General features: G+C 42.8%; 11 protein-coding genes. 10 read left to right on the forward strand and 1 reads right to left on the reverse strand.

Translation table 11 applies throughout. The features are described 5' to 3' along the window. Positions 1-177 precede the first annotated feature (177 nt). From Q0779_RS14315 to Q0779_RS14360, 10 genes are all read left to right on the forward strand, one after another. The gene (locus tag Q0779_RS14315; protein WP_298773525.1) at positions 178-1,005 is read left to right on the forward strand and encodes an SDR family oxidoreductase; all 828 of its coding nucleotides are present in this window, start codon (positions 178-180) and stop codon (positions 1,003-1,005) included. A gap of 546 nt (positions 1,006-1,551) precedes the next feature. Continuing rightward, on the forward strand, positions 1,552-2,742 hold the full coding sequence (locus Q0779_RS14320) for an acetyl-CoA C-acyltransferase (RefSeq protein ID WP_298773526.1): 1,191 nt from the start codon (positions 1,552-1,554) through the stop codon (positions 2,740-2,742). A 75-nt stretch (positions 2,743-2,817) separates the two neighbouring features. Then, positions 2,818-4,317: a CoA-acylating methylmalonate-semialdehyde dehydrogenase gene (locus tag Q0779_RS14325; RefSeq protein ID WP_298773528.1), complete on the forward strand. Its 1,500-nt coding sequence runs from the start codon at positions 2,818-2,820 to the stop codon at positions 4,315-4,317. A 140-nt stretch (positions 4,318-4,457) separates the two neighbouring features. Further along, positions 4,458-5,615: an acyl-CoA dehydrogenase family protein gene (locus Q0779_RS14330; RefSeq protein ID WP_298773530.1), complete on the forward strand. Its 1,158-nt coding sequence runs from the start codon at positions 4,458-4,460 to the stop codon at positions 5,613-5,615. 29 nt (positions 5,616-5,644) lie between these two features. Further along, positions 5,645-6,823 (forward strand): enoyl-CoA hydratase/isomerase family protein, encoded by a 1,179-nt coding sequence (locus Q0779_RS14335; protein ID WP_298773531.1) that lies wholly within the window; start codon positions 5,645-5,647, stop codon positions 6,821-6,823. Positions 6,824-6,846: 23 nt separating this feature from the next. After that, the gene (gene mmsB / locus Q0779_RS14340) at positions 6,847-7,746 is read left to right on the forward strand and encodes a 3-hydroxyisobutyrate dehydrogenase (RefSeq protein ID WP_298773532.1); all 900 of its coding nucleotides are present in this window, start codon (positions 6,847-6,849) and stop codon (positions 7,744-7,746) included. Between the two features lie 4 nt (positions 7,747-7,750). Then, positions 7,751-8,509 (forward strand): SDR family oxidoreductase, encoded by a 759-nt coding sequence (locus Q0779_RS14345; protein ID WP_298773534.1) that lies wholly within the window; start codon positions 7,751-7,753, stop codon positions 8,507-8,509. Between the two features lie 342 nt (positions 8,510-8,851). Next, a complete protein-coding gene (locus Q0779_RS14350) occupies positions 8,852-9,070 on the forward strand; it encodes a hypothetical protein (protein ID WP_298773535.1) in 219 nt (72 codons plus the stop codon). A gap of 132 nt (positions 9,071-9,202) precedes the next feature. Continuing rightward, positions 9,203-11,239, forward strand: a complete 2,037-nt coding sequence (locus tag Q0779_RS14355) for a prolyl oligopeptidase family serine peptidase (RefSeq protein WP_298773536.1) — start codon at positions 9,203-9,205, stop codon at positions 11,237-11,239. 85 nt (positions 11,240-11,324) lie between these two features. Then, on the forward strand, positions 11,325-13,301 hold the full coding sequence (locus Q0779_RS14360) for a DNA topoisomerase III (RefSeq protein WP_298773537.1): 1,977 nt from the start codon (positions 11,325-11,327) through the stop codon (positions 13,299-13,301). A 44-nt stretch (positions 13,302-13,345) separates the two neighbouring features. On the opposite strand, the gene Q0779_RS14365 is transcribed toward Q0779_RS14360, so the two are convergent. Further along, on the reverse strand, positions 13,346-13,984 hold the full coding sequence (locus Q0779_RS14365) for a hypothetical protein (protein ID WP_298773538.1): 639 nt from the start codon (positions 13,982-13,984) through the stop codon (positions 13,346-13,348). Positions 13,985-14,117 lie beyond the last annotated feature (133 nt).

Below are 14,117 nucleotides of genomic sequence, written 5' to 3' on the forward strand. Positions count from 1 at the left end.
TCTTTAAATTCTTTGAATATTATTTCAGTAGGAAGATTATTGTCTCTTTACGCCATGGGCTTGAGCTGCTATGCACATGTTTTGAGTATTTTTTTACCTATGGAATGAGATAATAAAAGCCTTGGTGATATCTGTTTATTTCCTTATGCTTATGAAAAATTGAATGAAGAGAATACCATGACCCAATCAATATTCATTACAGGCTGCAGTAGCGGCATAGGCCGTTTTTGCGCAGAGCAATTGCATGAGGCAGGATTTAAGGTGGTGGCTAGCTGTCGAAAAGCAGAAGATGTCATTGCGCTGCAAGCAAAAGGATTGAATTGTGTTCAAATGGACATGAATGATGCCGATTCTATTCGTATTGGGCTGGCAGCGACCTTAGCACTGACTGGCGGGAGATTGGACGTACTTTTTAATAATGCGGCTTTCGGTCAGGGAGGCGCTATTGAAGATTTGCCGACAGAGGCGTTGCGTGCGCAATTTGAAACGAATTTATTTGGTTTACATGAACTCACTCGTGCGGTCATTCCTGTGATGTTAGCGCAAGGTGCGGGAAAAATTGTACAAAATAGCTCTGTACTGGGGCTTGTTGCGATGAAGTATCGTGGTGCCTATAACGCCAGTAAATTTGCCTTAGAAGGTTATACCGATACGCTTAGACTTGAATTGATGGATACGAATATTTCCCTGAGTTTAATCGAGCCGGGCCCCATTGTGAGTCAGTTCAGAGCTAATGCGTTACGCGCCATTGAACAATCCATTGATATTCATGCTTCTCGCCATAGAGATAATTATCAAAAAACGGTATCTCGTCTTAGTAGTGAAGAGTCTTCAACCCCTTTTACTCTTGGTCCTGAAGCGGTATTGAAGCCGCTTTTAACCATCATGAAAAGCGCCAATCCGAAACCCCGCTACTATGTGACAAAACCGACTTATATTTTTGGCTATTTGCGTCGTTTGTTATCCACAAGATTGCTTGACCGTATTTTAGCAAGGGGCGATTGAATAAAGCGTTTTTTATAAGATTGGAAATACATACTTGCCAATGAAGTGTTGAATTTTTCAAGATTTACATTCAATACTTTTATGATCCTAGGAGAGTCTACTTGTTTTTTAAATCGGTTAAAGGCTCAAAAAATCTTCGTCATATTACTTGGTGTGTCGGAGTTGGGTTATTTAGTCACTGTATCTAAGACTAATAGGATATAAAGTATCATTTGCGGGTTTCAGCTTGAGCTGCAAGTCGAGCTCACCTAGATCTTGTTGTATTTTTTCGGTGCGCAAGACAGCCCATAAAGATTTTGCGGACCTCATCGTGTCTATTATATAGTGTTATTTTACTTTACTGTAAATGTGGTGTGACAAGGACAAGCTGGCTTTTTTTGTGATTTTTTCGGTCAAACCTTGCTTTACGTTAGCGTAAACGTCAGAGTGTTGGTTAGGTTTTTTTGTCCAGAAGAATATACCCTTATCAGGCTTGAATGCGAATAAGTCAAATTTCAGAAGCATTGAGAAGCGGTAGTGTTAGCAGAAAGATTTTCGGAGTGGAATATGAGTAGCGTACAAGCAAATTCAGATATTGTTATTGTGGCAGCAAAACGTACCCCTATGGGGGGGTTTCAAGGTGGGTTATCAAGCGTTTCAGCGCCCAAGCTTGCGAGCACAGCCATACAGGGCATGATGACTCAAGCCAATATTGACCCAGAGCAAATAGATGAAGTGTTAATGGGCTGTGTCCTGCCTGCGGGGCTTGGACAAGCACCTGCTCGTCAAGCGGCATTAGGCGCTCAATTGCCGTTATCTGTTGGCGCGACAACACTGAATAAAGTGTGTGGCTCTGGAATGAAAGCGGTGATGCTAGGACATGATTTAATTAAAGCGGGCAGTGCCAATATTGTTATTGCTGGCGGTATGGAGAGTATGAGTCAAGCGCCTTATTTATTAGATAAAGCGCGCAGTGGAATGCGTATGGGCCATGGCAAAGTGTTGGATCATATGTTTCTTGATGGCTTAGAAGATGCGTATACCGGTGGCGCAATGGGCAGTTTTGCTCAAGAAACGGCAGATGAATTTACGCTGAGCCGTGAGGCAATGGATGCATTCGCGCTAGGCTCACTTGAAAAAGCAAACTTAGCCATAGAACTGGGTTTATTTAAGCAAGAAATTACACCTGTGACAGTGTCGAGTCGTAAAGGTGAGCAGATCCTTGATACCGATGAGCAACCGGGTAACGCCCGTCCTGAAAAAATTCCCACATTACGTCCTGCTTTTGCTAAAGATGGCACCATTACCGCGGCCAATTCCAGTTCTATTTCTGATGGCGCGGCAGCACTACTCTTGATGTCTCGTGAGCAAGCGAATAAGCAAGGTTTAGAGGTGCTGGCAACCATTAAAGGCCATAGCACTCATGCACAAGCCCCTGCGATGTTTACTACAGCGCCTGTCGGTGCCATGACCAAATTATTAGAGAGTGTCAATTGGTCATTCGATGAGGTGGATTTATTTGAAATTAATGAAGCCTTCGCCATGGTCACTATGTTGGCGATTTCAGAGTTAGGTTTGGATGTCCAAAAGGTCAATGTCAATGGCGGTGCATGTGCATTAGGTCATCCCATTGGCTGCTCAGGTGCTCGCTTATTAGTGACCTTAATTTATGCGTTAAAAGCGCGAGGCCTTAAACGGGGAGTGGCTTCATTGTGCATCGGCGGTGGGGAAGCTACCGCGATGGCGATTGAAGTATAAATCATATCGATGATCTGCATGCGGACAGTATAACGGGATTAATCTCTATTGGCATGCTTAAGTAAAGGATTGAAAATGACAGCTCAAGTTAAACATTATATTGATGGCCAGTTTGTTTTAGGCCAAGGTCAAACGCAAATTACCGTAACAAATCCGGCCAATAATCAGCCTATTGCTGTAGTGAATGCTGCGACTGAAAGCGAAGTTGAAACCGCGATTGCCAGTGCTAAGCAGGCTTTTAAAGGTTGGAAGGAAGTGCCAGTATCTGAGCGCGCTCGAGTGATGTTGAGGTATCAACATTTATTGAAAGAGCATCATGATGAACTGGCGACTATTTTAGCCCAAGAAACAGGTAAAACCTTTGATGATGCCAAAGGGGATGTTTGGCGAGGTATTGAAGTGGCTGAACATGCTTGTAATATAGCGTCGCTTATGATGGGGGAAACGGTTGAGAATGTGGCTCGCTCTATTGATACCTATAGCTACACTCAACCTTTAGGGGTTTGTGCGGGGATCACTCCGTTTAACTTTCCAGCCATGATCCCATTATGGATGTTCCCGCTTGCGGTAGCTTGTGGCAATACCTTTGTATTGAAGCCTTCCGAGCAAGATCCTATGACGCCACAGCGTTTAGTGGAGTTGTTTGAACAGGCTGGTGCCCCTAAGGGAGTACTCCAGCTTATTCATGGCGATAAAACCGCTGTTGATATTTTATTACGTCACCCTGAAGTGAAAGCCCTATCCTTTGTGGGCTCGGTGGCGGTGGGTCAGTATGTGTATAAAACTGGGACGGATCATTTAAAACGTGTGCAAGCCTTTGCTGGCGCAAAAAACCATTGTGTGATCATGCCTGATGCGAATAAGCAGCAAGTGATTAATCATTTGGTGGGCGCATCCGTTGGTGCAGCGGGTCAACGCTGTATGGCGTTATCGGTTGCCGTTTTTGTGGGAGAGGCGAAAAGTTGGATCCCTGAGCTGAAAGCGGCTATTGCTAAAGTTAAGCCTGGTTTATGGGATGATAAAGAAGCAGGGTATGGCCCGTTGATCAGCCCTGCTGCGAAAGCGCGAGTCATTGACTTAATTGGCCAAGGGATTGAAGAAGGCGCTGAGTGTTTGCTTGATGGGCGCGACTTTAGTGTACCGGGTTTTGAAAGTGGTAACTGGGTCGGCCCGACCTTGTTTGATAACGTCACTCAAGACATGGCAATTTATAAAGAAGAAATATTTGGACCTGTTTTAGCGTGCATGCATGCAGATTCTCTTGAAGATGCCATTGAGATTGTCAATGCCAGTCCATATGGCAACGGCACTTCTATCTTTACGGCTTGTGGTGCTGCTGCAAGAAAATACCAACATGAAATTGAAGTGGGTCAAGTGGGCATTAATGTGCCTATTCCGGTGCCTTTGCCTTTTTTCTCCTTTACCGGGTGGAAAGGCAGTTTTTATGGAGATCAACATGCTTACGGTAAGCAAGCTGTGCGATTTTATACCGAAACGAAAACCATCACAGCGCGATGGTTTGAGTCTGACATTGAAATCGCATCGAGCCCGAATATGACCATAGGGCTAAAATAATGCTTTAGTTGTGAATGACAATAAACGATTTAAATATTATCACAACACTTTTTAAAACTATCCCAACGAAATGAATGGATGATTTTGTTGGGGTTGAGATCAGTTGTAGATCCAAGCGAGAGCGTGACAGGAGTACCCGAATGAACTTTAACCTTAATGACGACCAACGCCAATTTGTTGAGTTAGCCAATCAATTTTCCAGAGAAGAGCTGGCCCCTTTTGCTGCCCAGTGGGATAAAGCGCATTATTTTCCTCGAGAGGTCATCGAAAAAGCGGGCGAGCTAGGTTTTTGTGGACTTTATAGTCCTGAAACCGAAGGCGGTTTGGGATTGTCTCGACTCGATGCTGTGTTGATTTTTGAAGAGTTGGCAAAAGGGTGTACATCAACAACGGCCATGTTAACGATCCATAATATGGCCACTTGGATGGTGACGAGTTTTGGCAGTGAGTCATTAAGAGAGCAGTGGTCAGAATCATTGACCAGTGGCGTGGCATTAGCGTCATATTGTTTAACTGAGGCGGGGGCGGGCAGTGATGCGGCTGCGTTAAAAACAAAAGCGGTTCGAGAAGGAGATGAATATGTGATCTCTGGAGCGAAAATGTTCATTTCAGGTGCAGGGGCAACGGATCTGTTAGTGGTGATGTGCCGAACTGGTGAGCCAGGCGCAAAAGGCATTTCAGCGATAGCGGTACCTGCAAATGCCGAGGGTGTCAGTTACGGTAAAGCAGAAGATAAAATGGGCTGGAATGCGCAACCTACAGCGCAAATCGCCTTTGATGAAGTGCGTGTACCTGCCAGTCACTTATTGGGCGAGGAAGGGCAAGGCTTTACCTTTGCTATGAAAGGGCTGGATGGCGGGCGAATTAACATTGCCACTTGTTCGGTGGGAACGGCCCAAGCTGCTTTAGATCGAGCGACAACCTATATGCATGAGCGTGAGCAGTTTGGTAAGCCTTTAGCGGCTTTTCAAGCATTACAGTTTAAATTGGCGGATATGGCTACGGAATTAGTCGCTGCACGTAATATGGTCAGGCTTGCGGCTTTTAAACTCGATGATGGGGATGTTCAGGCGACGACTTATTGCGCCATGGCGAAACGTTTTGCTACCGATATTGGTTTTCAAGTGTGTGACAGTGCTCTACAAATTCATGGTGGCTATGGTTATATTCAAGAATACCCATTAGAGCGCCATGTACGGGATGTGCGTGTACATCAAATATTAGAAGGGACCAATGAAATCATGCGGTTAATTATTGCAAGACGTTTGTTGGATGAACATGCTGTGAGTGTTATCTAGTATAAGGTTTAGCAAGCAAGGGGGAAAGCATGAAACAGGCACTAAGGGCAAGGAAGGAGGGGGAAGTGGAAGAGGGACTATCTACTGAGGATGTGATTTTTAGCACTTTGCCAACTCAAGATGGGCATGTTATTGGTCGAGTGACCCTTAATTGCGAAGCGGCATTGAATGCATTGAACCTTGATATGGTCAGTGCCATGTTAGCGCAATTAACATGTTGGAAAAATGATCCGAGTATAGTGTGTGTGTTACTTGAAGGCGCGGGAGAGAAAGCATTCTGTGCCGGTGGGGATGTACGGGCAATCTATCAAGCGGGCGTGTTGGCACCCAACGCTGTTACCCATGAAGCATTGGATTTTTTTGAACAAGAATATTGTTTAGATTATTTGTTACATCGTTTTGAAAAGCCGGTGATTGTTTGGGGTGACGGCATCGTCATGGGGGGAGGTTTGGGGCTAATGGTTGGTGGAAGCCACCGTATTGTCACTGAGCGTTCGCGTATTGCGATGCCTGAGGTGACGATTGGGCTTTATCCTGATGTGGGAGGCAGTTATTTTTTAAATCGAATGCCGGGCAAAATCGGCCTTTTCTTAGGATTAACGGCTTATCAAATGAATGATGCTGATGCGCTTTATGTCAACATGGCGACACATAGATTAGCCAGTCAAGATAAAAATGTGGTACTGGATACCTTGCTAACCTTATCCTGGCAACAGAAAAATATGGCGCAGCACCATACGATGTTGAATGACTTATTTGATAAGCATCAGTGCTTGGATAGCAAAGAGAGTCGATTACATTTTGAGCAGGAAAAAATTGATGCCTTGATGACTGGTAGTTTAGCCGAGATAGTGAAACGTATTCAACAAGTTGATACGACAGAGGAGTGGCTGCAAAGAAGTATCAACACTTTTTTAAAAGGCAGCCCGCTGAGTTGGTCATTGATTTACGCCCAGTCTCAATTGAGTGAAAAATTAACGTTAGCGGATGTGTTTCAATTTGAATTAGGCTTGAGTGTTAATTGCAGTGCCTTTGGAGATTTTAAAGAAGGAGTGCGGGCGTTATTGATTGATAAGGATAGAAATCCTAAATGGCAGTTTGCTGAACTCAATGCTGATTGTGAAGCGGCAGCGGATAAGTTACTTCGCACACCGTGGAAAAATGAACCTCATCCTCTTTGGGACCTCGCGGTAAAAACAGCAAATTAATAGTCAATAAAGGAGCAAGTTGAATGAATACTGTAGCATTTATCGGATTAGGGCATATGGGCCAGCCAATGGCACTTAATTTAGTGAAAGCGGGTGTTACTGTTAAAGTGTTTGATCTTGTGCCTGAGGCGATGGCTGAATTAGCAGAGCAAGGGGCATTGATGGCCAGTAGTGCATGCGGGGCTGCAGCCAGTGCCGATGTGGTGGTGTCGATGCTGCCTGCGGGTAAGCATGTTCGTAGTTTATATTTAGGTGAAGATGATAAACCGGGTTTACTCGATGTTGTGGCTAAAGACACGCTACTAATTGATTGTTCAACTATTGATGCAAATAGCGCCAGAGAAGTCGCTGCAGTGGCAGCGTCTAAAGGTATTGAATTTGTTGATGCACCAGTATCGGGTGGAACAGCAGGGGCTGCGGCTGGTACTTTAACCTTTATTTGTGGTGGAACGGATAAAGGATTTGAACAAGCTCAGGCAACATTATCAATTATGGGGAGTAATATCTTCCATGCTGGTGGCGCAGGGGCGGGACAAATTGCTAAGATATGCAATAATATGTTGTTGTCGGTATTGATGATTGGGACATCAGAGTCACTGCAATTAGGCATAGATCATGGGCTAGATCCTAAGATCTTATCTGACATTATGAAAGTGAGCAGTGGTGGCAATTGGACGTTAGAGAAATATAATCCTTGTCCGAATGTGATGCCTAATGTGCCTTCTTCTCAAGGGTATCAAGGTGGTTTTATGGTGGATTTGATGATTAAAGATTTAGGCTTGTCACAAGAAGCAACATTGGCTTCAAATTCAAGTACACCTATGGGCGCATTGGCACGAAGTTTATACGTTAACCATGGACGAAAGGGCCATGGTCAACTTGATTTTTCTAGTATTTTTGAAGAATTTAATAAGAAAGGGTAAGACAATGGATTTAAAAGATAAAGTGGTGGTTATTACCGGTGGCGCCGGTGGATTAGGTTTTGCGATGGCGCAGAACTTTGCCAGTGCTGGCGCGAAATTGGCGCTTATCGATGTGGATCAAGAAAAGCTTGAAAAAGCCTGCGCAAATTTAGGTGCATCTACCGAGGTACAAGGTTACGCACTGGATATTACAAATGAAGAAGATGTGGTTGCAGGTTTTCAGTTTATTAAAGAAGACTTTGGACAGGTGAACGTACTGGTTAATAATGCGGGTATTTTACGTGATGGTATGTTGTTGAAAGCCAAAGAAGGGCAAGTGACTGAACGTATGTCTTTTGAGCAGTTCCAATCGGTGATCAATGTGAATCTGACTGGTAGCTTTTTATGTGGCCGTGAAGCGGCTGCTGCGATGATAGAGACTGAGCAAGCGGGTGTGATCATCAATATTTCAAGTTTAGCCAAGGCGGGTAATATGGGGCAGTCTAATTATTCTGCCTCAAAAGCAGGTGTAGCGGCCATGTCTGTTGGTTGGGCAAAAGAGCTCTCTCGTTACGGTATTCGAAGTGCAGCTGTTGCCCCTGGTGTGATTGAAACTGAGATGACAGCCGCCATGAAGCCTGAAGCGTTAAGTCGGATCACTCAAATGATCCCTGCTGGCCGCCTGGGACAAGCCGAAGAAATCGCAACAACAGTGCGCTTTATCATAGAAAATGACTATGTTAATGGTCGAGTGTTTGAAATTGATGGCGGGATCAGACTTTAATTGTTAGCGCATTTCTTCTTGGTATAGCTGAATTAAATATGAGTTAAATAAAGGGGTAAAATGGAATTTTGTTGTTTATCCTTTACATAATCTTATGTCATCAATTTGTTTAACTTTCAGATAATCAAGGAAAAGTGCGTGAATAACGCTTAAGGGTTATTCGTTACCGTAAAATGAAATACCCAAGGATCATTGGATCCGTTTGGGTATATAGAGAAAAAGGTCATGGTGTTTAACACCATGACCTTTTTTGCTTTATCTACTTAAGTATAAAGTTAGAATTGAATATCGCTTTCAATATGGGTCATAATAATGGTTAGTAAAAATGAACTGGACTGAGTCATGGAGTGGTTAGAAAGGGCAACAAAGTGGATGATGCTGTGCGTGGGATGTACTGGAATTGTTATTATTTATTCAGGTTTTTTTTATTTCCTGTTTTCCAGTGATCAGAAGAGTATCATTCCTTGGTATACTTTGTTGTCACCTTGGATTTGTATTTATTTTGGATTAAATGAGAAACAGCGTGCTGATGTTGTGCGGTGGTTACTCAGAAAACATTAGTTAGGATCAGTGTTAAAATGTTCAGGAACATGTAGAGCTAGCATTGCTTCAGTGAGTTAAATTAATTGTCAATATAGTCGTATCCTATGGTTGGGGTATATTTTTTATAACAAGGAGGTTTTAGGGGATAGAATGAAACAGCTTTTAGGCGTTAAGTTGGGGATCATGATTTGGCTGTTAGCCTCAATATCTGGTTGTGAACGCTTAGCGACCGTTGAAAAAGAAGTGTTGCCTGAAGGAGTACAAGTTGCTCGCTATGGTAGCTGGGATTCGCCAATCACTGCTGAAGATGTTTATGGGCTATCTGACGATATTACTGAACTGCAAGCGATTGATGATGGTATTTATTTTATTCAATCTGATGCGGCTCTTCAAGGGCGAAGAAGTGTTAAAAAGCTCAATACTGATGGTACAGTGACAGATGTCATTGACGCTGACTTTGATGTTCGAACTCGCGTTAACGAGTATGGCGGCGCGCCGGTGTTAGGTATAGGGCAAAGTTTATTTGCCAGTAAATTTAGCGATCAGCGCCTTTATCGTATTGCCCCTAATCAAGATCCAGTGCCATTAACACCGTTGAAGACACGTTATTCGGATTGTATTTTTCAAACGCGGGGTGCACGGTTAATTTGTGTGCAAGAAGATCATCGAGTAGAAGGGGAGCCTGTCACGCGTTTAGTGGGGATTAATGTCAGTTATGCAGATAAAACCAAAGTCTTGGTCAGCGGCGCAGACTTTTATTCGTCTCCCATTTTATCGCCGGATCAAAAACAGATGGCTTGGATTGCTTGGCAACACCCCAATATGCCTTGGGATCATACAGAGCTGTGGGTAGCTGATGTTGATCCTAAAGGGGAAATTGTTCACCCTCGTCGATTAATTTCGAATCTAAAAGGTTCGATAACTCAGCCTTTATTTAGCCCTGATGGTCGTTTGTATTTTGTTGCTGATTTTAATAATTGGTGGAACCTTTATCGTATCAATGATAAAGGTCGAGCAGAAATTGTGTATGATCATGAGGCTGAATTTGCCGTACCGGATTGGAAAATGGGTAATCATAATTATGCCTTTGAAAGCCCAACAAGTTTAATTGCCAGTTACAGCAGTAAAGGGTCGGCAGGACTCGTCAGAATCGATATGGCAACTGGGATTGCAGAGCCCATTGATGTTGATTTTGCTGAGATCACACAAGTGATTAAGGGATTTGATGGCGTGTATTTTGTGGGGGAAAAAGAAACCCCTGAAAAAGGCATTTATAAAGTGCAAGCCAATACGGCCAAGCAGGTTTATTCCCCTTCGGTTCCTGACGTTGACAGTGATTACATTTCTCATGGCAAAAGCATAAGTTTTAAAAGTGGGAATAAGAAAACGGCTTATGGTTATTTTTATCCCCCAAAGAACCCAAAATTTGTTGGCGCTGAAGGGACACGCCCACCTTTACTTGTGATGTTACACAGTGGACCGACGAATAAGGCGAGTCGAGCTTATCGTCGTGATATCCAATATTGGACGAGTCGAGGGATTGCTGTTTTTGATTTAAATTATCGAGGTAGCTCAGGCTTTGGCCGTCAATACCGTGATAGCTTGTACGGTAATTGGGGCAAATATGACTCAGAAGATGCTGTGAGAGCGGCAGGGTATTTAGTCAATAAAGGCTTAGTCGATGGGACCAAGTTGGCCATTAAAGGCTTTAGGGAAGAGGGGCTATCGGCATTATCGGCATTGGCTTTTTATAATACCTTTAAAGCGGGCGTGATTTATTCTGGGATCAGCAATGTGGAGCTTTTTGAAAAAGAGACGCACAAGTTTGAGGCCAGTTATATTAAACGGCTTGTAGGAAAAGATAACTATTATCACGATCATACTGCGTTATTTTATTTAAAAGGCCTAGCAGAGCCTTTATTGTTTATTCAAGGAATGAATGATTATATGATCCCTGCCGAGCAGTCGAAATATATTTACAAAGAATTGAAAAATAAAGGTGTTCCCATTGCTTATATGGAGTTTGAGGGGGACTCGCCAGATTTAGTCACAATGAAAAGTAAAATGGATATTTTACATTCTGAACTGTCATTTTATGGACAAGTCTTTGGCTTTACTCCAGCAGGGAATGTGGCGAGATTGAAGTTTGATAATGCGAAAAACTTGCCCCCTATGTTGAGTAAATAGTCTGCTCGTCAGCTAGAATACTTGCACTTAATCAAGCTTTTGACTAACATTACTGTAATTTTATACAGTAATGTTAGAACTTCCTATGATTTTATATATTGCCGAGAAGCCCAGTTTAGGGCGAGCAATAGCCGATGTGTTACCTAAACCTCTTAAAAAATTGGATGGTTATATTCAAGCGGCAAATGGAGACTGTGTTTCTTGGTGTATTGGGCATTTGTTAGAACAAGCGGAACCCGATGCTTATGATGATGCCTATAAGTCATGGAAATTTGAGCATTTACCCATTGTCCCGTTAGATTGGAAAATTGTCCCTAAGTCTAAAATGCGTGGTCAAATAGCGGTATTAAGGCGGTTAGTCAAACAAGCGAGCCAGCTTGTGAACGCTGGCGATCCTGATAGAGAAGGTCAGTTACTCGTCGATGAATTGATTGCTCATTTAGGCATAAAAGGAGATAAATTACATGCCACACAGCGGTTACTGATCAGCGATTTAAACCCAAAAGCGGTTAAACGGGCATTAGGACAGCTTCGAAGTAATCGGGATTTTATTCCCTTGTCGGTATCTGCTTTGGCCCGCGCTAGAGCGGATTGGCTTTATGGCATGAATATGACGCGAGCTTACACTATTCAAGGTCGAAAAGTCGGTTATCAAGGAGTATTGTCGGTAGGGCGAGTGCAAACTCCCTTACTGGGATTGGTTGTTCGCCGAGATGAATCCATAGCGCATTTTATTTCTAAGCCATTTTATGAAGTGTTGGCGCACTTATTGACTCAGGACAAGGCGGCTTTTTGTGCCAAGTGGCTGCCCAGTAAAGCTTGTGAGCCTTATATGGATGAAGAGAATCGATTATTATCTAAGGGATTGGCCGAAAATGTCGCTGGCCGTATTACCCAAAAAGAGGCGGTGGTTGAACAGGTCAAATCGGTGGATAAACAGCAATCCGCCCCTTTGCCTTATAATTTGTCCGCGTTACAAATCGATGCCGCTAAACGTTTTTCAATGAGTGCAAAGTCCGTGTTGGACACTTGCCAGTCTTTATATGAAAAACATAAATTAATCACCTACCCGCGCTCTGACAGTCGCTATCTTCCCAAGGAACAGCATGGATTAGCGCCTGCTGTTATTCAAGCGATTGAGGGAGGAGCCGATGAGCTATTAACAGGGTGTGATAAACCCAATGCGAGTCTTAAATCCAAAGCGTGGAATGATAAAAAAGTGGACGCTCACCACGCCATTATTCCCACTGAAAAAACGGCGGTATTAGCGAGTTTGACGCAATTTGAGCGACAGGTTTATTTACAGGTAGCACGGCAATATCTAGCGCAATTTTACCCCGCCTATTGTTATAAAGAAACCTCGGTTGAGGTGATCATTGAAGGCGGCCGTTTTTGTACAAAAGCCAAGCAAGAAGGGGCATTGGGCTGGAAACAACTGTTTCAGTACCAAAAAGAGAAGCAGGATAATAAGGATGATGATACCCAAGTGGCTTTGTTGCCAGCATTAGTGAAAGGACAAGTGCTCTTTTGTCAGCAAGGGGAGGTAATCGAAAAGCACACTCAAGCCCCGAAAGCCTTTAATGATGCGAGTTTGTTGAGCGCCATGACGGGAATTGGTCGCTACGTGACCGACATCTCCATTCGTAAAATTTTAAAAGACACTGATGGCTTAGGCACTGAAGCAACCCGTGCCGGCATTATTGAATTGCTTTTTAAAAGAGGGTTTTTATTAAGACAGGGCAAAACGATTGTGGCGACCGAAGTGGGGAAAGGTTTAATTAATAGCCTGCCTGAAAGTGCGACAACACCTGATATGACGGCGTTATGGGAGAGTAAGCTAAATAGTATCAGTCAAAAAGAAATCACCTATAAAGCGTTTATGACCCCCTTAATTGAGAGCTTACACAGTCAAATAGAGCTTGCAGGAAGCCAGTTACCGACGGCTCTTCAGGGGGTAAAGAGTGATAACCCATTTAAAAAACGCAAAGGGCGATCAGTGAGTAAAAGAGGGGGAACATCGACGCGTAAATTGAGCAAAGCGGCTACTGCAAAGCGTAAATGAGCCGCAATGTGATCGTCCACTTTAACAATACTGAAAGGCTTGTTTTATTTTTGTGGAAAACACTCATTACATAGGGGAAGTTCCATTATAAGTGTTGGTCCTGAGAATATGTCGTTTCTCCAGCGTTCTATGGCAGTTGTGAGAGCGCTGCTATTGGGTTTATACTCTACGTCGAAAGTTTCATGGTGGCCGATATTTTCTCGTTCAGTATAATTGCTTAAGTGCTTTTGTAATACGTGAAAATTTTTCCAATCGTTATAACATGCGTCTTTGCAGAGTAATAGACTTCTGTCTATGTCATTAGTTCTATATTTATCGTTATCTTTATACTTATCATTCAGGTAACTTAGAAAATTATTTAACTTATTGATTGGTATGCCATAAAAATTAGCCAGCTTTGATTTATTAATATTAATGGTTTTAGTGAGTTCTAATTGATTGGCCGCATTATTATTTTTTTGAAAATTCACATATGCTTGAGTTTTGGTTAATGGAGTAATGTCAGCAATGCTATTATCATAATTTAATCGCATATATTGATTTGCTGAGTACCAAAACTCGGGTACTGTCATTTTAAGTGCTCCAGCACCTTCTGTAATATTTTTTATTATATCGTCACTGACATTGGCTGAAGCCATAAAAGTTATGGAGTAGACCATTCCCTGTAAGATTTTTTTAAACATTGAATTCCCTTTGTGTTTAATATTTTTTTACAACATGAACGTGTTAAAAGACAAATATAAACTAACACGGTAAATCCTGTAATTCACTTGTAAAAAGTAGCAAAAATGAATATGGCTACTTTTTACAAGTATG

The organism is uncultured Shewanella sp. (assembly GCF_947491715.1).
GTDB lineage: Bacteria > Pseudomonadota > Gammaproteobacteria > Enterobacterales > Shewanellaceae > Shewanella.